This window comes from Streptomyces sp. NBC_00224 (assembly GCF_041435195.1).
In the GTDB taxonomy this organism is placed as follows: domain Bacteria; phylum Actinomycetota; class Actinomycetes; order Streptomycetales; family Streptomycetaceae; genus Streptomyces.
The window spans coordinates 5,674,835-5,694,819 of record NZ_CP108106.1 but is presented as its reverse complement, the minus strand read 5'-3'; the positions used below and the strand labels follow the sequence as shown (position 1 = coordinate 5,694,819).

Annotated in this window: 19 protein-coding genes; 12 read left to right on the top strand and 7 right to left on the bottom strand. The window is 72.5% G+C overall.

The annotated features are described in order from the left end of the window. Positions 1-67: 67 nt before the first annotated feature. The 3 genes from OG965_RS25495 to OG965_RS25485 form a co-directional block, all read right to left on the bottom strand. The gene (locus tag OG965_RS25495) at positions 68-868 is read right to left on the bottom strand and encodes an enoyl-CoA hydratase/isomerase family protein (protein ID WP_371654375.1); all 801 of its coding nucleotides are present in this window, start codon (positions 866-868) and stop codon (positions 68-70) included. A gap of 130 nt (positions 869-998) precedes the next feature. Next, positions 999-2,156, bottom strand: coding sequence for an adenylate/guanylate cyclase domain-containing protein (locus tag OG965_RS25490; RefSeq protein WP_371654374.1), 1,158 nt, complete (start codon positions 2,154-2,156; stop codon positions 999-1,001). Between the two features lie 145 nt (positions 2,157-2,301). After that, positions 2,302-3,162, bottom strand: coding sequence for a biotin--[acetyl-CoA-carboxylase] ligase (locus OG965_RS25485; protein ID WP_371654373.1), 861 nt, complete (start codon positions 3,160-3,162; stop codon positions 2,302-2,304). Between the two features lie 135 nt (positions 3,163-3,297). On the opposite strand from OG965_RS25485, the gene OG965_RS25480 reads away from it, so the two are divergent. The 4 genes from OG965_RS25480 (at position 3,298) to OG965_RS25465 (ending at position 5,995) form a co-directional block, all read left to right on the top strand. Beyond that, on the top strand, positions 3,298-4,890 hold the full coding sequence (locus OG965_RS25480; RefSeq protein WP_371654372.1) for an acyl-CoA carboxylase subunit beta: 1,593 nt from the start codon (positions 3,298-3,300) through the stop codon (positions 4,888-4,890). Between the two features lie 17 nt (positions 4,891-4,907). Next, positions 4,908-5,114, top strand: coding sequence for an acyl-CoA carboxylase epsilon subunit (locus OG965_RS25475; RefSeq protein WP_371654371.1), 207 nt, complete (start codon positions 4,908-4,910; stop codon positions 5,112-5,114). Positions 5,115-5,184: 70 nt separating this feature from the next. Further along, positions 5,185-5,313 carry a morphogenic membrane protein MmpB gene (gene mmpB, locus OG965_RS25470; protein ID WP_344069703.1) on the top strand — a complete coding sequence of 43 codons (129 nt, stop codon included), beginning with the start codon at positions 5,185-5,187 and terminating at the stop codon, positions 5,311-5,313. 61 nt (positions 5,314-5,374) lie between these two features. Continuing rightward, positions 5,375-5,995 (top strand): nucleoside triphosphate pyrophosphatase, encoded by a 621-nt coding sequence (locus tag OG965_RS25465; protein ID WP_371654370.1) that lies wholly within the window; start codon positions 5,375-5,377, stop codon positions 5,993-5,995. 107 nt (positions 5,996-6,102) lie between these two features. Here OG965_RS25465 and OG965_RS25460 read toward each other — a convergent pair whose 3' ends face one another. Continuing rightward, positions 6,103-6,573: a hypothetical protein gene (locus OG965_RS25460; protein WP_371654369.1), complete on the bottom strand. Its 471-nt coding sequence runs from the start codon at positions 6,571-6,573 to the stop codon at positions 6,103-6,105. Positions 6,574-6,981: 408 nt separating this feature from the next. Here OG965_RS25460 and OG965_RS25455 point away from each other — a divergent pair, with 408 nt between their 5' ends. The 4 genes from OG965_RS25455 (at position 6,982) to OG965_RS25440 (ending at position 11,844) form a co-directional block, all read left to right on the top strand. Then, positions 6,982-8,736, top strand: a complete 1,755-nt coding sequence (locus OG965_RS25455) for a biotin carboxylase N-terminal domain-containing protein (RefSeq protein WP_371654368.1) — start codon at positions 6,982-6,984, stop codon at positions 8,734-8,736. 87 nt (positions 8,737-8,823) lie between these two features. Beyond that, the gene (locus tag OG965_RS25450; RefSeq protein WP_371654367.1) at positions 8,824-10,248 is read left to right on the top strand and encodes a hypothetical protein; all 1,425 of its coding nucleotides are present in this window, start codon (positions 8,824-8,826) and stop codon (positions 10,246-10,248) included. Then, a complete protein-coding gene (locus tag OG965_RS25445; protein ID WP_371654366.1) occupies positions 10,241-11,260 on the top strand; it encodes a hypothetical protein in 1,020 nt (339 codons plus the stop codon). The genes OG965_RS25450 and OG965_RS25445 overlap by 8 nt, the downstream gene beginning before the upstream one ends. Before the next feature lie 26 nt (positions 11,261-11,286). Then, positions 11,287-11,844 carry a TetR/AcrR family transcriptional regulator gene (locus tag OG965_RS25440; RefSeq protein ID WP_371654365.1) on the top strand — a complete coding sequence of 186 codons (558 nt, stop codon included), beginning with the start codon at positions 11,287-11,289 and terminating at the stop codon, positions 11,842-11,844. Between the two features lie 73 nt (positions 11,845-11,917). On the opposite strand, the gene OG965_RS25435 is transcribed toward OG965_RS25440, so the two are convergent. Continuing rightward, the gene (locus OG965_RS25435) at positions 11,918-12,874 is read right to left on the bottom strand and encodes a DeoR/GlpR family DNA-binding transcription regulator (RefSeq protein WP_266982952.1); all 957 of its coding nucleotides are present in this window, start codon (positions 12,872-12,874) and stop codon (positions 11,918-11,920) included. A 142-nt stretch (positions 12,875-13,016) separates the two neighbouring features. After that, a complete protein-coding gene (locus OG965_RS25430) occupies positions 13,017-14,456 on the bottom strand; it encodes an NAD(P)H-quinone dehydrogenase (protein ID WP_371654364.1) in 1,440 nt (479 codons plus the stop codon). A 152-nt stretch (positions 14,457-14,608) separates the two neighbouring features. Here OG965_RS25430 and OG965_RS25425 point away from each other — a divergent pair, with 152 nt between their 5' ends. The 4 genes from OG965_RS25425 (at position 14,609) to OG965_RS25410 (ending at position 19,285) form a co-directional block, all read left to right on the top strand. Continuing rightward, positions 14,609-15,046 (top strand): gamma-glutamylcyclotransferase, encoded by a 438-nt coding sequence (locus OG965_RS25425; RefSeq protein ID WP_266982950.1) that lies wholly within the window; start codon positions 14,609-14,611, stop codon positions 15,044-15,046. A 249-nt stretch (positions 15,047-15,295) separates the two neighbouring features. Then, positions 15,296-16,120 carry a purine-nucleoside phosphorylase gene (locus OG965_RS25420; RefSeq protein WP_371654363.1) on the top strand — a complete coding sequence of 275 codons (825 nt, stop codon included), beginning with the start codon at positions 15,296-15,298 and terminating at the stop codon, positions 16,118-16,120. Between the two features lie 48 nt (positions 16,121-16,168). Further along, complete coding sequence (locus OG965_RS25415) at positions 16,169-17,809, top strand: phospho-sugar mutase (protein WP_371657056.1); 1,641 nt, start codon at positions 16,169-16,171, stop codon at positions 17,807-17,809. Positions 17,810-18,079: 270 nt separating this feature from the next. Next, the gene (locus OG965_RS25410) at positions 18,080-19,285 is read left to right on the top strand and encodes a glycosyltransferase family 39 protein (protein ID WP_371657055.1); all 1,206 of its coding nucleotides are present in this window, start codon (positions 18,080-18,082) and stop codon (positions 19,283-19,285) included. Between the two features lie 27 nt (positions 19,286-19,312). Here OG965_RS25410 and OG965_RS25405 read toward each other — a convergent pair whose 3' ends face one another. Beyond that, complete coding sequence (locus OG965_RS25405) at positions 19,313-19,945, bottom strand: PH domain-containing protein (protein WP_371654362.1); 633 nt, start codon at positions 19,943-19,945, stop codon at positions 19,313-19,315. Positions 19,946-19,985: the final 40 nt, after the last annotated feature.

The following is a 19,985-nucleotide window of genomic DNA, read 5'->3' as shown; positions in this document are numbered from 1 at the left end:
CTCCAGCTTAGGGAGGTTTGCCCCGTTTTGATCAGTTGGCCGGGCCCGGGCCGACTACAAGATCAGCTCACTCGCCCGGCCACTGCGGCTTCCGCTTCTCGTTGAACGCCGCGACGCCCTCCGCCCGGTCCCCCGAGAACGCCACCGACCGCCACGCCGCGTCCTCGACCTCCAGGCCCGCCCGCAGGTCGAGCCCGTGCCCCAGCCGCATCGCCCGCTTGGCCGCGCGCAGCCCGACCGGCGAGTTCGCCGCGATCCGCCCGGCCAGCGCCAGCGCCTCCGTACGGTCCTCGCCGGCGCCCACGAGCACGTCGACCAGGCCCAGCTCGCCCGCCTCCGGAGCCTCCACCCGCCGTGCGGTGAAGACCAGTTCGGCCGCCCGGGCCGCGCCCACGCGCCGGGGCAGCAGCTGCGTACCGCCGCCGCCGGGGATCACGCCGACCGAGACCTCCGGCAGGCCGACGACCGCCGTCGCGTCCGCCACGATCAGGTCGCAGGCGAGCGCCAGCTCGAACCCGCCGCCGAGCGCGAAGCCGTGCACGGCGGCCACGGTCGGCATCGGCAGCTCCAGGACGCCGGTGTAGCAGGCCCGCGCGGTGGGGCGCTGGCGTACGAGCTCGGCGTCGGTGAAGGAGTTGCGCTCCTTGAGGTCGGCGCCCACGCAGAAGGCCCGCTCGTGCGTGGAGGTCACCACGACCGCCCGCGCCGAGGGGTCGGCGGCGAGCGCGTCGCAGGCGGCGGCGATCGAGCGGGCCATCTCGGTGGAGACGGCGTTCATCGCCTTGGGCCGGTCCAGGACCAGCTCGGCGACGTACCCGTGCCGCCGTACGCCCACGAACTCCCCGTACCGCTGCTCATCCGTGCCCATGAGACCCTCCCGACGACGTTAACGAACGTTACGTCGGGGAATCCTAGATGGGCGCGCCAGCGTCCCCTAGGGGCGCGGGAAACTGCGCGACCAGCCCCCACCGGCCCGCAGACGAACACCGGGCCAAAGATCACGCACCACGGCGGTGCAGCATCCAGGGCTCGACCACCCCGAGCCCGCGCACCGGCCGCTGCCACATCGGCTGGAGCGCGAAGCGGTACTTGGGGGGCTCCTCGCCCTCCTTCTCCGCCTTCGCGGCCTCCTCCGCGGCCTGCGTCTCCGACACCGGTGCGTCGCCCGTACGCGCCAGCTCCTCCGCGAACGCGCCGTCCACCAGGACCGAGTCCTTGGGCGCTATCGAGGTGAGCCTGCTGGCCAGGTTCACGGTCGTGCCGAAGACATCGCCCATCCGGGTGGTGACCGTGCCGAAGGCGATGCCCACGCGCAGCGCCGGCATCGACTCGTCGTGGCCCATGGTCTCGATCAGCCGGAGCGATATCTCGGCGGCCGTCCCGGCGTCGTCGGCGGCGAACAGGACCTCGTCGCCGAGGGTCTTGATGAGGCGGCCGCCGTGCGCGGCGACCAGGTCGGCGGCGGTCGTCTCGAAGGCCTCGACGAGCTCGCCCAGCTCCTCCTCCTCCAGGCGCCGGGTGAGCCGCGTGAACCCGACGAGGTCCGCGAAGCCGACGGCGAGCCGCCGGTCGACCATCTCCTCGTCGTCGGCGGCCTGCACCACGCGCCCGGTGGCGGCGGCCAGCTGGCGCCGCCACACATAGACGAGGAACTCCTCCAGCTCCGGCAGGAGCAGCTCCACCAGCGGGTACGTGACCTCCGTACGGGTCATACCGGGCTCGGGCGGCTCGGTCAGGCCCTCCAGGAAGGAATCGATCTGCCATTCGGCCAGCCGGGCGGTGGTCTGCCCGGTGGAGCGGGCCACCTGCACCGCCATGGGCTCGCTGAGCAGCCCCGCCTCGACCAGACCGGCCAGCCGGCGCAGCGCCAGCACGTCGGCCTCGGTGAGCGCCTTGGCCTGCCCGATGTCCGCGAACCCCATGGCCCGCCAGAACCGCGAGGCCAGCTCCATGGAGACTCCGGCGGTCCTGGCCGCCTGGAACGGCGTGTACCGGCGGTCCGCGCCCAGGATCAGCTGCTCCAGGCGGATGGCGAGCGGATCGGCGGTGGGCTCGGCGGTGTGGTCCACGACGTGGTGCGGGGTCGGGTACGCGGAGGGCGCCGGCTCCGAGGGGGGGCCGGCACCCTCACCGGACTGCGTGTCGTCGACGGTCACCAGCCGCCTCCTGCCCGTTCCCTGCGCACTTACCTGCCGATCTGTCGCTGGATCGGGCTCCACGATACGGCAGGTGTGCCGTAGCTCACGTCCTCGCACCCGTTGCCTTGTCGCTCGGAGGCGGTGCGGAGGCGAAACCACCGGCTCAGTCGGCCGCCGGGCGCAGGTGGACGATGTCGCCCGCCGCCACCGACTCGCGCCCACCCTCCTCCGTGGCGAGCACCAGGCGCCCGTCCGCGTCCACCGCGACCGCCTCGCCGGTCAGGGCGCGGTCGCCCGGGAGCTCGGCGCGCACGGCCCGGCCGAGCGTGGCGCAGCCCGCCGCGTACGTCTCCTGGAGCCGGGACGCCGTCGGGTCGCCGCCCGCCTCGCGCCAGTCCACGTACCACTGCTCCAGGGAGCGCAGCACGGCCCGCAGCAGGGTCTCGCGGTCGGTCGAGATCGCGTTCGCCAGCGCCAGCGACCCGGCGGCGGGCACCGGCAGTTCGTCGGCGCGCAGGGTGACGTTGAGGCCGATGCCGACCACCACCGCGTCCTCGCCCGCCCGCTCGGCCAGGATCCCGCCCGCCTTGCGCTCCTCGCCGCCGACCTTGACCAGCAGGTCGTTGGGCCACTTCAGCTCCGTGTCGACGCCCGCGGCGCGGGACAGGCCGGTGGCCACCGCCACCCCGGCGAGCAGCGGCAGCCAGCCCCAGCGGTCCACCGGGACGCCCGGGCCGGGCCGCAGCAGCACGGAGAAGAAGAGGCCCGAGCGCGGCGGCGCCGACCAGCTGCGGTCGAGGCGGCCGCGCCCGGCGGTCTGCTCCTCGGCCACCAGGACCGCGCCCTCGGGGAGCTCCTTGGCCCGGGCGGTCAGGTCGGAGTTGGTCGAGCCCGTCGCCTGGACCACGTCCAGGGAGGTCCACAGGGCGCCGGGCCGCACGAGGGCGTGGCGCAGGGCGGAGGCGTTGAGAGGAGGCCGGTCGAGGTCGGACCAGCGGCTTTCGGATGCGTCCTGGGGCGTCATACGAGCCAGGTTAGGCGCGCGGGCGCAAGCGCACCCCGGTGTGGCAAACGACGCACTGCCGAACGGTATCCGCGCCACTACCCTACGAGTCAGTAGCCAGCCGAAACCCGTGACCAGGCAGGGAGCCGCATCCCGATGTCCGAGCCGGAGCAGCAAGAAGTGACTGACATCCACACGACCGCGGGCAAGCTCGCGGATCTGCGGCGCCGCATCGGGGAGGCGACGCACGCCGGCTCCGAGCGCGCTGTGGAAAAGCAGCACGCCAAGGGCAAGTTGACCGCCCGTGAGCGGGTCGACCTGCTCCTCGACGAGGGGTCGTTCGTCGAGCTCGACGAGTTCGCCCGGCACCGCTCGACCAACTTCGGGATCGAGAAGAACCGCCCGTACGGAGACGGTGTCGTCACCGGTTACGGCACGGTCGACGGGCGCCCGGTCTGCGTCTACTCCCAGGACTTCACCATCTTCGGCGGCTCGCTCGGCGAGGTCTACGGCGAGAAGATCGTCAAGGTCATGGACTTCGCGCTGAAGACCGGCTGCCCGGTCATCGGCATCAACGACGGCGGCGGCGCCCGCATCCAGGAGGGCGTGGTCGCGCTCGGCCTGTTCGCCGAGATCTTCCGCCGCAACGTGCACGCCTCGGGCGTGGTCCCGCAGATCTCCCTCATCGTGGGGCCCTGCGCGGGCGGCGCGGTCTACTCCCCCGCCATCACCGACTTCACGGTGATGGTCGACCAGACCTCGCACATGTTCATCACAGGACCGGACGTCATCAAGACCGTCACCGGCGAGGACGTCGGCTTCGAGGAGCTGGGCGGCGCGCGCACCCACAACACCACCTCGGGTGTGGCGCACCACATGGCGGGCGACGAGAAGGACGCCATCGAGTACGTCAAGTCCCTGCTCTCGTACCTGCCTTCGAACAACCTGAGCGAGCCCCCGGCCTTCCCCGAGGAGGCCGACCTGGAGCCCTCGGACTCCGACCGGGAGCTGGACACACTCATCCCGGACTCCGCGAACCAGCCGTACGACATGCACACGGCCATCGAGCACGTCCTGGACGACGGCGAGTTCCTGGAGACCCAGGCCCTGTTCGCGCCGAACATCATCACCGGCTTCGGCCGCGTCGAGGGCTTCCCGGTCGGCATCGTCGCCAACCAGCCGATGCAGTTCGCCGGGTGTCTGGACATCAACGCCTCCGAGAAGGCCGCGCGCTTCGTGCGCACCTGCGACGCCTTCAACGTGCCGGTGATCACCTTCGTGGACGTGCCGGGCTTCCTGCCGGGCGTGGACCAGGAGTACGGCGGCATCATCCGGCGCGGCGCCAAGCTGATCTACGCGTACGCCGAGGCGACCGTCCCGCTGATCACGGTCATCACCCGCAAGGCCTTCGGCGGCGCGTACGACGTCATGGGCTCCAAGCACCTGGGCGCCGACCTCAACGTGGCCTGGCCGACCGCGCAGATCGCGGTGATGGGCGCGCAGGGCGCGGTGAACATCCTGCACCGCCGCACGATCGCGGCCGCGGACGACGCCGAGGCCACCCGCGCGGAGCTGATCGCCGACTACGAGGACACGCTCCTCAACCCGTACATCGCGGCCGAGCGCGGCTACGTGGACGCCGTGATCATGCCGTCCGAAACCCGTGCGCACATCGTGCGGGGCCTGCGTCAGCTGCGGACGAAGCGGGAAAGCCTTCCCCCGAAGAAGCACGGCAACATCCCCCTCTAGGCCCCGAAGGAGCGGTCATGATCAAGGTCGTACGGGGCAACCCGACTCCGGAGGAGCTGGCCGCCGCACTGGCGGTGGTCCGGGCGCGCGCCGCGGCGACGGCGTCCGCGTCGTCCGGCGCGCCACTGCCGCCCGAGGAGTGGTCCGACCCGGCCCGCATCGCCCGCCACCCGGTCCCCCGGCCGGGTCCGCGCTCGTGGGCGCGCACGTATTGGCCGGCGTAGTCCCCGGGCCCCCGGCGCTTGAGTACGAGTACTCAGGCGCCGGGACCCCGCCGGCCGCAGTATCGAAGGCATGCTGTGGTCCGACCCGAAGAACGAGCCGCCCAAGGAACTGCGCGACGCCCAGGCGATGATGCGGCGCGCGGGCCTGGTGCTGGCGCTGCTCATGGTGCTGGGGATGTTCGTGGTCAGCTTCCGCTGACGCGTACGCCACCTCCGTTCACCGGCGTACGCCGTTCGGGGGGCGCTCCGCGCTGTTTACGATGACCCGTATGACTGCCGCCGCACGCCGCCTCGTACTCGCTTCCGCCTCGCCCGCCCGGCTCGGTCTGCTGCGCCAGGCCGGCCTCGCCCCCGAGGTCATCGTCAGCGGGGTCGACGAGGACGCCCTCACCGCCCCCACGCCCGGCGAGCTCGCCCTGGTCCTCGCCGAGGCCAAGGCCGACGCGGTCGCCGCCCGCCCCGAGGCCGCCGGGGCCCTGCTCATCGGCTGCGACTCGGTCCTGGAACTGGACGGCGAGGCGCTGGGCAAGCCCGCCGACGCCGAGGAGGCCACGGCCCGCTGGAAGTCCATGCGCGGCCGCGCCGGGGTGCTGCGGACGGGCCACTGCGTCATCGACACGGCGAACGGCCGCCGCGCCTCGGCCACGGCGTCCACCACGGTCCGCTTCGGCGAGCCCAGCGACGCGGAGATCGCCGCGTACGTGGCGAGCGGCGAACCCCTCCACGTGGCGGGCGCGTTCACCCTGGACGGCCGCTCGGCCCCGTTCGTGAACGGCATCGACGGCGACCCGGGCAACGTGATCGGCCTGTCCTTGCCACTGCTGCGCGAGCTGCTGGGCGAGCTGGGGATCGGGATCACGGATCTGTGGGTGGCCCCGTAGGGGCCTTTAAGGGGCGCGGGGCTGTGACATTGTGCGGCTCCGCCCCGTGGGCGCGACCAGCCCCCACCGGCCCGCAGCCGAAATCCACCCCGCTCCCAGCGGAGCGCTCACGCGGCAGCAGGCTCCGGCGGTGTCCCCTTGCCCGAGGGGGTTTCCGCGGGCTCCCCGTCCTCCGGCTCCGCCGGCAGGCGAGGCGCATACATGAGCAGCACCAGCACCACCAGCGCCAGCACCCCCATCATGAACGCGAACGCGGCCCACCCCACCAGCCCCACCGTCAACGCCCCCAGCACCCCGTGCGTCACCGCACACGTGATGAGCACGATCCGCCCGAACCGACCGGGCGCCCGGTCGCGTACACCCGCAAGCAGCAGGACAAGCCCGCACACGGCGAGGTAGAACCCGAAGACCCCGCCCATGACATACGTCGTGGTCGACATCGTGTCCGAGTCGACTCCGCCGAGGGACATGTGCTGCCGATGGACGGCGTGCCCGAAGAACCAGTTGATCAGCACGATGCCGACGGCTTCGGCCAGAAGAACGATCGCGGCCACCACAGCCACCGGTCTGCGCGCCACCGCGCACCACCCCCTGCTTACGCCCAGCCCCTGTTACCGGTAGTACGTCTGACATCACGAACGCTACTAACGGGTAAACCCTTGGGCAAGGGTCCGGACGAGACCGTGAGCCCGATCTTCCACTCGCGCTTCCGCTCGCCCTTCCGCTCGCAAAGAATCATTCGGCCATTCGTAGGGACTCCACAAAGAATGTGAGGGGCCCGCTGGCCTTCGGGACAGAGACCTTGACCACACCAGAACGCTAATGTGCCAGGCAGGGACCCGGCGTACCGTGGTGCGACAAGGGATTTCGCGACATGAGCGAGCCGCGGATCACACTCCGTGTGGGCAAGCTCACCACGGGGGACGGGTCGTGGGCCGGTGTACGGCTTCCCTAAACTCAGCTTGTTTTTCAAGGAGGGAGCCATCGTGCGCAAGGTGCTCATCGCCAACCGTGGCGAAATCGCTGTCCGTGTCGCCCGTGCTTGCCGGGACGCCGGGATCGGGAGCGTAGCCGTCTACGCCGATCCGGACCGGGACGCTCTGCACGTCCGCGCGGCCGACGAGGCGTTCGCTCTGGGCGGTGACACCCCGGCCACCAGTTACCTGGACATGGGCAAGGTGCTCCAGGCGGCCAAGGACTCGGGGGCCGACGCGATCCACCCGGGTTACGGGTTCCTCTCCGAGAACGCCGACTTCGCCCAGGCCGTCCTCGACGCGGGCCTGACCTGGATCGGCCCGCCGCCGCAGGCCATCCGCGACCTCGGCGACAAGGTCGCCGCCCGCCACATCGCCCAGCGCGCCGGCGCCCCGCTGGTCGCCGGCACCCCCGACCCGGTCTCCGGCGCCGACGAGGTCGTCACCTTCGCCGAGGAGCACGGTCTGCCGATCGCGATCAAGGCGGCCTTCGGCGGCGGCGGCCGCGGCCTCAAGGTCGCCCGCACCCTCGAAGAGGTGCCGGAGCTCTACGACTCGGCCGTCCGCGAGGCCGTCGCCGCCTTCGGCCGCGGCGAGTGCTTCGTCGAGCGCTACCTGGACAAGCCCCGCCACGTCGAGACCCAGTGCCTCGCCGACACCCACGGCAACGTCGTCGTCGTCTCCACCCGCGACTGCTCACTCCAGCGCCGCCACCAAAAACTCGTCGAAGAGGCCCCCGCGCCCTTCCTGAGCGAGGCACAGAACACGGAGCTGTACGCCGCCTCCAAGGCCATCCTCAAGGAAGCCGGCTACGTCGGCGCCGGCACCGTCGAGTTCCTCGTCGGCACCGACGGCACCATCTCCTTCCTCGAAGTCAACACCCGCCTCCAGGTCGAACACCCGGTCACCGAAGAAGTCACCGGCATCGACCTCGTCCGCGAAATGTTCCGCATCGCCGACGGCGAGGAACTCGGCTACGGCGACCCCGAGATCCGCGGCCACTCCTTCGAGTTCCGCATCAACGGCGAAGACCCCGGCCGCGGCTTCCTCCCCGCCCCCGGCACAGTGACCCTCTTCGCCCCGCCCACCGGCCCGGGCGTGCGCCTGGACGCCGGCGTCGAATCCGGCTCGGTCATCGGCCCCGCCTGGGACTCCCTCCTCGCCAAGCTGATCGTCACCGGCGCCACCCGCGAACAAGCCCTGCAGCGCGCCGCCCGCGCGCTCGGCGAGTTCAAGGTCGAGGGCATGGCCACCGCCATCCCCTTCCACCAGGCCGTCGTGGTCGACCCCGCCTTCACCGCCGACCCGTTCCGCATCCACACCCGCTGGATCGAGACCGAGTTCGTCAACGAGATCAAGCCCTTCACCGCCCCGGCCGACGCCGAGACGGACGAGGAGCCGGGTCGCGAGACGGTGGTGGTCGAGGTCGGCGGCAAGCGCCTTGAGGTCTCGCTGCCCTCGTCGCTGGGCATGTCGCTCGCTCGTACGGGCCTCGCGGCCGGGGCCAAGCCCAAGCGCCGCGCCGCCAAGAAGGCGGGCTCGGCGGCCTCCGGCGACTCGCTGGCGTCCCCGATGCAGGGCACGATCGTCAAGGTCGCCGTCGAAGAGGGCCAGGAAGTCAAGGAAGGCGACCTCGTCGTCGTCCTCGAAGCCATGAAGATGGAACAGCCCCTCAACGCCCACCGCTCCGGCACCATCAAGGGCCTGTCGGCGGAGGTCGGTGCGTCGGTCACGTCGGGCGCGCTGATCTGCGAGATCAAGGACTGAACTCCCGCAGCCGCATGAGCGGTCGAGGCCCCCGCCGGATCCGTCCGGCGGGGGCCTCGCCGCTGCGTACGGCGGTACGCTTCGGCGGTGCCGGAGCAACCATCCCCCACCACACGGCAGTTGATGGCCGGTGTCCATCTGGACACCCGGTACCGGAACGCCGTCATCGACGAGTTGTACGAGCACGCGGAGCGGTACAGCGCCCCGTCGTACGACGTCGACGCGGCCGCCGTCCTCGCCGAGGCGCTGAACGCCCGCAGGACGGCGCTGCGCTGGGCCGTGCCGATGGCGCTCCTGTGGATCGCCGGATTCTTCTTCGCGGGCTGGCTGTTCGCGCTGTACGCGGCCGGGTGCGCGGCTCTGTCCGGGGCGGTGGCCCTGCGCATGTCGCGCCACCCGCTGGTCCGGCTCACGGCAGGCATCCCACGGGTGCTGGGCGGCTCGGCGCTTGTCGCCTACGTGGCCATCGCCGTGGCGACCGCCCGGACCGCCGACTGGCCGGAGGTCGCGGGCGCGTTCGGGGTCCCCGTCCTGATGACGGCGGTGGCCGGGGCGCACCGGGCGGCGGTCGAGAGGCGGCTGCGGGTCATCGGATCGTCCGCGTACAGAGGTCCGGCGCAGCCCCCTCGCTTCGACGTCATCAGCGCGCTGATCCGTGCGGACCGGACGTCACCGGTGACGATCTACCGGGACGCGGCCCCGTTCCTCGGATCGGGAGCGGTAAGGGACTCCATTGCGCTGGCGACCGAAGTGCGCGGCCGGACCCGCGCGTTCGACGTGTCCGACGCGCTGAGAGGCGTTGCGCGAGCCGTGGAGGCCGTGCCCGGCCTCGCCGCCCAGGTTGACGAGCGTGTTCTGCTGCCTGAGGAGGGGGTGCCTCATCGGCCTCTGTCTCCGTTGCCCCCCGGCGACCTTCCCCCCTCCGCCCGCTGGCTGCGGATCGTTTCGCGCGGCGTCGGCTCCCAGCTGACCACCGTCTTCGTACAGATCCGGCTGGACGGCCCGATCCTCTTCGTCCAGCAGGTCACCTGCGCCCTGCCGCCGGTGCGCCGGCAGTTCACGCCAAGCAAGGCGTGGTCCCGGCTGGGCCGGGCGCTGACGGCCCCCGCGGCGCTCCCGGCCGAGCTGGGCGCCTGGCCGGTCCGGTGGGTTCGGCTGCTCCCGTCGCCAGCGACCGGCCCCCACGCCTCCATCCGCGAACTGGCCGCCGAGCCGGACCTCCCGCCGCTGGCCGCGGCCGACGCCGAACGGATCTCGCGGACCGTGCACCTGCTGGTCCTCGACGCCCTGCGCGCCACCCTGCGCGACCGGGGCCTGTCCGCGCCCGGCCTCGCCGAGGGGCCGGCGGAGTCGCACGGCGTCGTCCCGGGCGGCGCCATCCACATCGGCAACATGTCCGGCGGCTCCCTCGCGACCGGCTCCCAAGCCCGCGCCGGAGACATCACCCGCCACACCTCCCCCGGCCCCACCACCAACCCCGACGACGACTCCTGGGAAGACGATCTTGGGTGACATCGCCAAGGGGGTGCTCGGGGGCGCCTGGACGCTGCTCGTGGGGTGGATACTGCCGACCGCCCTCAACCTCGGGGTCCTCGCGCTCGCCGTCGCGCCCAGTCTGCGCCGGACCGCCGTCGCCCGGCGGCTGTGGCCGGACGCGGCGCCCGGCCCGATGCTGGTGCTGCTGACCGCCACCCTGCTGTGCGGCCTGGTCCTCAGCGCGCTGCAGAACCTCCTCTACCGGCTCCTGGAGGGGTACGTGCTGTGGCCCGCCCGCGCCTACGAGGCGGGGTGCCGGCGGGCGCGGGCCGCCCGCGGCGCGCTCGCCGACCGGACGCAGCTGCTGGGTCTGGAGCGGCGCGCCCGCGACGGGACCGCGCTCGGCCCGCTCGCCGCCGCCGATCTCGTACGCGTACGCAGCGATCCGCGCCTGGCCCGGGCCGTGGGCAAGGACCGGCGGCGGACCTCGGCTCAGCGCGGGCTGCTCCAGGAGCGGCTGAGCCGGTTCCCGGTGGATCCGGCGCAGATCGCCCCCACCCGGCTCGGCAACGCGATCCGCCGCTTCGAGGAGTACGGGCAGAACCGGTACTGCCTGGACACCCAGCTCCTGTCGAACGAGCTGACCGGCGCCGCGCCCGACAAGCTCTGCCGCCAGGTCGAGCTGGCGCGGACCAGCGTCGACTTCTTCGTGGCGCTGCTCGCCGGGCACACCGCGGTCGCGGTCATCGCGCTCGCCACCCTCCCGGCGGCCTCCGCCGACGTGCCGCTGCTGCTGACCGCGGCCGGGGGGCTGCTGGCTCTGGTGCCGCTCTGGTACCGGGCCGCGGTGGCCGCGACCGACGAGTGGGCGGCGGCCGTGCGCGCCCTGGTGAACGCGGGCCGCAAACCGCTCGCCGACTCGCTGGGGCTCGTGCTGCCCAAGGAGCTCGCCGAGGAGCGCAGGATGTGGACCTTGGTGTCGCGGTTCTCGCGCATCCCCTTCCACGAGCGGGCCTCCGCACTGGACCGGTACCGGGCGGCCCCCTGAGCGCGCTGTTCGGGCATCCTTGGGGTATGACGAGGCCCATGCGTGCCGACGCGCGCCGCAACTACGAACGGCTCCTGGGCGTGGCCAGGAGCGCGTTCGCGGAGCACGGGACGGACGCGTCGCTCGAAGACGTGGCCAAGCGCGCGGGCGTCGGGATCGGCACCCTCTACCGGCACTTCCCGAACCGGCACGCGCTGATGAACGCGATCTTCCAGAGCGAGGTGGACGTACTCCTGGCGCACTCGCGGGAGTTGCTCGACTCCGCGCATCCGTGCACGGCGCTCGTGGACTGGCTGCGCGCCATCATCACTCATACGGGTGAGTACCGCGGGGTGGCCCGCGCCCTCATGTCGGCCTCGCACGACGACAGTTCGGCCCTGGCGCAGTGCAGCGTGCCGATGCGGGAGGCGGGCAGCGCCCTGCTGGAACGGGCCCAGCTGGCCGGTTCCGTACGCGTCGATGTGACGATCGGCGACCTGATGCAGCTCACCAACGCGATCGCCCTGGCGGCCGAACAGGCACCGGACGACCCCGAGTTGGCCGACCGGCTGCTCGCCCTGACCTTGCGGGGCCTGAAGCCGTGACCGGGGCCGTACCGAGCCCCGGCCACAGCGGTGACGCCCGCGAACGCCGCGACGGCGGCTGGCCGAATACCGTCTAGCGGCGTCGCAGATCAGCCACTCTCGCCCGCTCTCCGGGACCCTGCTGGTCACCCAGCGACGCCGCGCTGCGCAACTGCGGCCCCGCGCCCGGCACATGGCTGCGGCGCTGGCCCGGGAGCGGCACGTCCCGGCGGGGCTGGCGCCCCGGCGGGACGCCCTCACCACTGGACGCGGTCCCGGCCACCGTGATCTGCACGCCCTGGTCGGCCAGGGCCTGGAGCTCGGTGGCCGCCCGGTCGTCGTGACCGGGGGGCTCGTCGGTGACCAGGCGCGTGATCACGTCCGTCGGCACCGTCTGGAACATGGTGTCGGTGCCGAGCTTGGTGTGGTCGGCGAGGACGACCACCTCGGCGGCCGCCTGGACCAGGGCCCGGTCCACGCTCGCCGAGAGCATGTTGGACGTGGACAGACCGCGCTCGGCGGTCAGCCCGCTCCCGGAGAGGAAGGCGCGCGAGACCCGCAGTCCCTGGAGGGACTGTTCGGCTCCGCTGCCCACCAGCGCATAGTTGGAGCCGCGCAGGGTGCCGCCGGTCATGACGACCTCCACGCGGTTGGCGTGGGCCAGCGCCTGGGCGACGAGCAGCGAGTTGGTGACGACCGTGAGGCCGGGGACGCGGGCGAGCCGGCGGGCCAGCTCCTGCGTGGTCGTCCCCGCGCCGACCACGATGGCCTCGCCCTCTTCGACAAGGCTCGCGGCGAGGTCGGCGATGGCCGTCTTCTCCGCGGTCGCGAGATGGGATTTCTGCGGGAAGCCGGACTCTCGCGTGAATCCGCCCGGCAGTACCGCACCGCCGTGCCGGCGGTCGAGGAGTCCTTCCGCCTCCAGTGCCCGCACGTCTCGCCGTACGGTCACTTCGGAGGTCTGGACGACGCGGGCGAGCTCCCGGAGCGATACCGCCCCGTTGGCACGCACCATTTCGAGGATCAATTGGCGACGTTCTGCAGCGAACACGAAACTGACAGTAACCTGAGCGGCCGATTGTTTTCAGCAGTTTGCGCCGAATAACAGAAGGTGTGCACAGAGGTGTCCACGAAGTGGTATAGGCGCCCTCTCGGGCGCCTTGTACCGCGCCGTACCGCTCCCGCGCGCCGGTTTACGCCTCGCCGGCCTTCTTGCGGGTGTGCAGCTGCCGTGCCACTTCGGCGATCGAACCCGACAGGGACGGGTAGACCGTGAACGCGTTCGCGATCTGCTCGACGGTCAGGTTGTTGTCGACCGCGATCGAGATGGGGTGGATCAGCTCCGAGGCGCGCGGCGAGACGACCACGCCGCCGACGATGATCCCGGTACCCGGGCGGCAGAAGATCTTGACGAAGCCGTCCCGGATGCCCTGCATCTTGGCGCGCGGGTTGCGCAGCAGCGGCAGCTTGACCACGCGCGCGTCGATCTTGCCCGTGTCCACGTCGGCCTGCGTGTAGCCGACGGTGGCGATCTCCGGGTCGGTGAAGACGTTGGAGGAGACCGTCTTGAGGTTCAGCGGGGCCACCGCGTCGCCCAGGAAGTGGTACATCGCGATCCGGCCCTGCATGGCCGCGACCGAGGCGAGGGCGAAGATGCCGGTGACGTCACCGGCCGCGTACACGCCCGGCGAGCTCGTCCGCGACACCTTGTCGGTCCAGATGTGACCGGACTCCAGGAGCTTGACCCCGGACTCCTCCAGGTTCATCCCGGCGGTGTTCGGGATCGCGCCGACCGCCATCAGGCAGTGCGTACCGCTTATGACGCGGCCGTCCGAGAGCGTGACCTCGACCCGGTCTCCGACGCGCTTGGCGGACTGGGCGCGGGAGCGGGCCATGACGTTCATGCCGCGGCGGCGGAAGACGTCCTCCAGGACGGCGGCCGCGTCCGGGTCCTCGCCGGGCAGCACCCGGTCGCGGGACGAGACGAGGGTGACCTTGGAGCCCAGCGCCTGGTACGCGCCGGCGAACTCGGCGCCGGTCACACCCGAGCCGACCACGATCAGCTCTTCGGGCAGCTCGTCCAGGTCGTACACCTGGGTCCAGTTCAGGATCCGCTCGCCGTCCGGCAGCGCGTCCGGGATCTCACGCGGGTGCCCGCCGGTGGCGATCAGGACGGCGTCGGCGGTGAGGATCTCCTCGCTGCCGTCGGCGGCCGTGACGATGACGTCCCGGGTGCCGTCGATGCCCTGCGGGCCGCCGAGCTTGCCGCGGCCGCGCAGCACACGGGCGCCGGCCCGGGTGACGGAGGCGGTGATGTCGTGGGACTGGGCCAGCGCGAGGCGCTTGACACGCCGGTTGACCTTGCCGAGGTCCACACCGACCACCCGGGCGGACTGCTCCTCGGGCGGGGTGTCGTCGGCGACCAGGATGCCCAACTCCTCGTACGAAGAGTCGAAGGTGGTCATCACCTCGGCCGTCGCGATCAGAGTCTTCGACGGTACGCAGTCGGTCAGCACCGACGCCCCGCCCAGACCGTCGCAGTCGACGACGGTCACCTCCGCGCCGAGTTGGGCGCCCACCAGGGCCGCCTCGTATCCGCCGGGTCCGCCACCGATGATCACGATCCGGGTCACGAAAAAGTCCGCCTCGCATTGTGGAATGCAGTACGTAGCTCATTGTCCCGCACGCTTCAAGATGCTTCGCCCCCCGGGGCGCCATCCGGCTGTCACACCCGTGTGCCATTCTCGCGCGGGGACCCGTGGGCCGCTGTCGTACCCTCGACACCATGTCGCTCTACGCCGCGTACGCCGGCAACATGGATCCGCGGCTGATGACCCGCCGCGCCCCGCACTCCCCCCTGCGCGGCACCGGCTGGCTCAACGGCTGGCGGCTGACGTTCGGCGGGGAGCAGATGGGCTGGGAGGGCGCCCTCGCCACGATCGTGGAGGCACCGCGTTCCCAGGTGTTCGTCGCGCTGTACGACATCGCGCCGCTCGACGAGGACTCCATGGACCGCTGGGAGGGTGTCGGCCTCGACATCTACCGCCGGATGCGGGTGCGGGTGGACACGCTGGACGGGGAGGAGCCGGCGTGGATGTACGTGCTCAACGCCTACGAGGGCGGGCTGCCCTCGGCCCGCTACTTGGGCGAGCTGGCCGATGCCGCCGAGTCGGCGGGGGCGCCGCACGACTACGTCATGGAGCTGCGCAAGCGCCCCTGCTGACCCTTTTGCCTGCGGACCGTGCGTGGCTGGTCGCGCAGTTCCCCGCGCCCCTGGGGGTACGGGTGGCCGCCGCACGAGGGGTGCCCCGCAGGGGCGCATTCAAGGGGCGCGGGGAACTGCGCGGCCAGCCCCCACCGGCCCGCGGGCAAAGACACCGCACCCCCTCTTGTCGGAAACGACAAGACAACGATCGCGCCCTTGTGCGCCAGTCATCTACGCGCGTAGGAATCCAGCGGTTACCCTCGTCGCGTGAACGCATCTGTTATTCCGGACCACATCCAGGGCGACCCCCACGCCGCCGCCGACGCCGCCGCCGCCCGCCTGCGCGAGCTGACCGGTGCCGAGACCCACGACGTCGCCCTCGTGATGGGCTCCGGCTGGGCTCCGGCCGCCGACGCGCTCGGTGAGCCCGAGGCCGAGTTCCCGGTCACCGAGCTCCCCGGCTTCCCGCCGCCCGCCGTCGAGGGCCACGGCGGCAAGATCCGCTCGTACAAGATCGGTGAGAAGCGCGCGCTGGTCTTCCTGGGCCGTACGCACTACTACGAGGGCCGCGGCGTCGCCGCCGTCGCCCACGGCGTGCGCACCGCCGTCGCCGCCGGCTGCAAGACCGTCGTGCTCACCAACGGCTGCGGCGGTCTGCGCGAGGGCATGCGCCCGGGCCAGCCCGTGCTGATCAGCGACCACCTCAACCTCACGGCCGCGTCCCCGATCATCGGTGCCAACTTCGTGGACCTGACCGACCTGTACTCGCCGCGGCTGCGCGCGCTGTGCAAGGAGGTCGACTCGTCCCTCGAAGAGGGCGTGTACGTCCAGTTCCCCGGCCCGCACTACGAGACCCCGGCCGAGATCAACATGGTCCGCGTGCTCGGCGGCGACCTCGTCGGCATGTCCACCGTCCTGGAGGCCATCGCGGCCCGTGAGGCCGGCGCCGAGGTGCTGGGCATCTCCCTGGTCACCAACCTGGCCGCGGGCCTGACCGGCGAGCCCCTCAACCACGAAGAGGTGCTCCAGGCCGGCCGTGACTCGGCGGCGCGCATGGGTTCGCTGCTGACCCGGGTACTCGACCGCATCTGATCTGACCCTGATCCGACCCGGAAGGGATTCATCGACGTGACGCAGGACCTGACGCAGGACCTGATCGCGCGGGCCAAGGCCTGGCTGGCCGAGGACCCGGACGGCGAGACGCGCGAGGAGCTGGCCAAGCTCATCGACAACGAGGAGCTCGACGAGCTGGCCGCCCGGTTCGCCGGCACGCTCCAGTTCGGCACCGCCGGGCTGCGCGGCGAGCTGGGCGCCGGGCCGATGCGGATGAACCGCTCGGTCGTCATCCGCGCCGCCGCCGGCCTCGCCGCGTACCTGAAGGCCAAGGGCCAGGGCGACGGTCTGGTCGTCATCGGGTACGACGCGCGCTACAAGTCGGCCGACTTCGCGCGCGACACGGCTGCCGTGATGACCGGCGCGGGCCTGAAGGCCGCCGTGCTGCCGCGCCCGCTGCCGACGCCCGTCCTGGCGTACGCGATAAGGCATCTGGGCGCCGTCGCCGGCGTCGAGGTCACCGCCAGCCACAACCCGCCGCGCGACAACGGCTACAAGGTCTACCTCGGCGACGGCTCGCAGATCGTGCCGCCCGCCGACGCCGAGATCGCCGCCGAGATCGCCGCGGTCGCCTCGCTCGCCGACGTCCCCCGCCCCGAGAACAGCTGGGAGACGCTGGGCGACGAGGTCCTGGAGGCCTATCTGGCGCGTACGGACGAGGTGCTGACTCCCGGGTCCCCGCGCACCGCCCGCGTCGTCTACACGGCCATGCACGGCGTCGGCAAGGACGTCCTGACGGCGGCCTTCGCCCGGGCCGGCTTCCCGCCGCCCGCGCTGGTGGCCGAGCAGGCCGACCCGGACCCCGCGTTCCCGACCGTGGCGTTCCCCAACCCGGAGGAGCCGGGCGCGATGGACCTCGCCTTCGAGGCGGCCCGCGCGGTCAACCCGGACATCATCATCGCCAACGACCCGGACGCGGACCGCTGCGCGGTCGCCGTGCCGGACACGTCGGTGGAGGGCGGCTGGCGGATGCTGCGCGGCGACGAGGTCGGCTCGCTGCTCGCCCAGCACCTGGTCGACCGGGGCGTGAGCGGCGTCTTCGCCGAGTCGATCGTCTCGTCCTCGCTGCTCGGCCGGATCGCCGAGGCGGCCGGTCTGGGCTACGAGGAGACCCTGACGGGCTTCAAGTGGATCGCCCGCGTGGACGGTCTGCGGTACGGGTACGAGGAGGCGCTGGGCTACTGCGTCGACCCCGAGGGCGTACGCGACAAGGACGGCATCACCGCCGCCCTGCTCGTCGCGGAGCTCGCGTCCGTCCTGAAGGAGCAGGGGCGCACGCTCCCGGACCTCCTGGACGACCTGGCCGTACGGCACGGGCTGCACGCAACCGACCAGCTGTCGGTGCGCGTCGATGACCTGTCGGTCATCTCCGACGCGATGCGGCGCCTGCGCGAGAAGACGCCGACCTCGCTGGCGGGCCTGGCGGTCACCAAGGCCGAGGACCTCACCGAGGGCACCGAGGAACTCCCGCCGACCGACGGTCTGCGCTACTACCTCGAAGGCGCCCGGGTGATCGTCCGCCCGAGCGGCACGGAGCCCAAGCTCAAGTGCTACCTGGAGGTGGTGGTCCCGGTGGCGTCGCAGGACGCGCTGGGCGAGGCGCGGACGAAGGCGGCGGAGCTGCTGGCGGGCATCAAGCGGGACTTGGCGGCAGCGGCGGGTATCTGAGCGACCTGCGGTTCTCCCGCGCCCCCTTTTTTGGGACCGGCGGTTGTCTGCGGGCCGTCTGTGGCTGTCGCGCAGTTCCCCGCGCCCCTAACTGCCTAGGGGCGCGGGGAACTGCGCGCTCAGCCCCCACCGGGCCGCAGCCGAAGGAACCGCACCCGTAAAGGTGAACCCCCTACGGCGTCCGGCGCAGCCTCCCGCGCCCTTTCCGGATCATCCGAGAAAGGGTGGCCCGGAACAGCCCGCCGAGCCAGGAGCACCGCCGTGCCCCCGATCGCCTCACCGGCGCCCCGTACCCGCGGTACGGACCGCCATGCCGTCCCCGCGGCCCGCAGCCCGCAAGGGCCGGGCAGCGGGGACGGTCCCCGTTTCATCCGGGCCGCGGCCCGGGCGGCGGCCCCCGCGCTCGCCGGTCACCTCGCCGTCCGGCTCCTCGGCCTCGCCGTCCTCGCCCACTGGGCGCACCTCAAGCACCACGGTGTGTGGACGACGCTGGCCACCTCCTGGGACTCGCACTGGTACCTCGGCATCGCCGACCACGGCTACGACCACGGGCTCGGCACCCGGGTCGACCACAACAACCTGGCGTTCTTCCCGCTCTACCCGGCCGTGGTCAAGGCCGTCGCCGCCGTCACGCCCGGCTCGCGCGCGAGCGTGGGGCTGGTCGTCGCGGTGCTCTGCTCGTCGGCCGCGGCCTGGGGGATCTTCGCGGTCGGGGACCGGCTGTACGGGCGGCGCGCCGGTACCGTCCTGGCGGTCCTGTGGGGCGCGCTGCCGGTGGCCGCCGTGCAGTGGATGGGCTACACCGAATCGCTGTTCACGGCGCTCGCCGCGTGGTCGCTGTACTGCGTGCTGACCGGGCGCTGGGTGGCGGCCGGGACGCTGGCCGCGCTGGCGGGGCTGACCCGGCCGACGGGCATCGCGGTCGCGGCGGCCGTCGTGGCGGCGGCCCTGGCGGCGGTGTGGCGCGGCGGATCCGTCCGGGGCCCGCTGACCGGGGCACTGCTCGCCCCGCTGGGCTGGTTCGGGTTCGTCGCCTGGGTCGGGGTCCGGCTCGGCCGCTGGGACGGCTACTTCGCGGTCCAGCGGCTGTGGCGGAACGAGTGGGACGGCGGCGCCGACACCCTGCGCGAGCTGCGCACCCTGCTGGTCTACGACCGCTTCCCCGCGCTGTTCCTGGTGATCGTCTCGCTCGTGCTGATCCTGGCGGGCGTGCTGTTCCTGCTCTGCCTCTGCGACCGCCAGCCGCTGGTGCTGCTGGTCTTCTCGGGCGTGCTGCTGCTCGTCGTCCTGGGCAGCGGCGGCGTCTACTTCCCGCGCGCCCGCTTCCTGCTCCCCGGCTTCCCGCTGCTGCTGCCGCTCGCGGTGGCGCTGGCCCGGGCGCGGCGCCACGTGGCCGTGCTGATGCTGGGCGCGGCGGCCCTGTCGTCGGCGTGGCTGGGCGCGTACATGCTCCTTGTGTGGCCGGGGGCGCCCTGACGCGGCGGCCCGGCCCGTACCGGCGTGTCAGCCGATGGCGAGGAGCACGATCAGCAGGATCGCGCCCGCGACGGCCGGTGCGATGACCTCGTAGGCCCAGCGCACGCTCGGCCCGCCCTGCGCGCCCTCGCGCCCGGCGTTGCGCTCGGCCAGCTCGCGCAGCTCGCGGATGGTGCGGTCGGCGGGCGCGAGACGGGACTGCTCGTCGGCGCCGGCGGTCGACGAGGTGCGGCCGTACGGGTCGGACGCGGCGTTGCGCACCTGGGTGCGGGCGGCGCGCTTGCGCCGGCGCAGCGAGACGGGGACCGACCACAGCTGGTACTTGGTGCCGCTCTGGTCGAAGACCTCGCTGGAGTATCCGGCCCGTACGTCCGCGACCGCCGCCCACGGCAGGGTGATGGTCCGGAACGGGTTGCGGACGCGCATCCGGTCGTCGCCCGCGAACACGGCCGGGCGGATGCTGAACGCGAAGAGCAGCGGCACGCCGCAGAGCAGCCCGGCCAGGGCAAGCCAGGGGGCGCTGCCGTGCCCCCGCAGGATCGCGTCCCCGGCGAGCCAGAGCCCGAGCACGAGCAGCAGCGCGCCTCCGGCGATACCGCCGGGTGACCGGTAGACGCGGTCGGCGTAGGTGGGCTCGGCGGGCGGCGTGGGGCTCGTCATGGGGCCGATTGTGCACTACGTGTTCGAGCGGGGCCGAGAG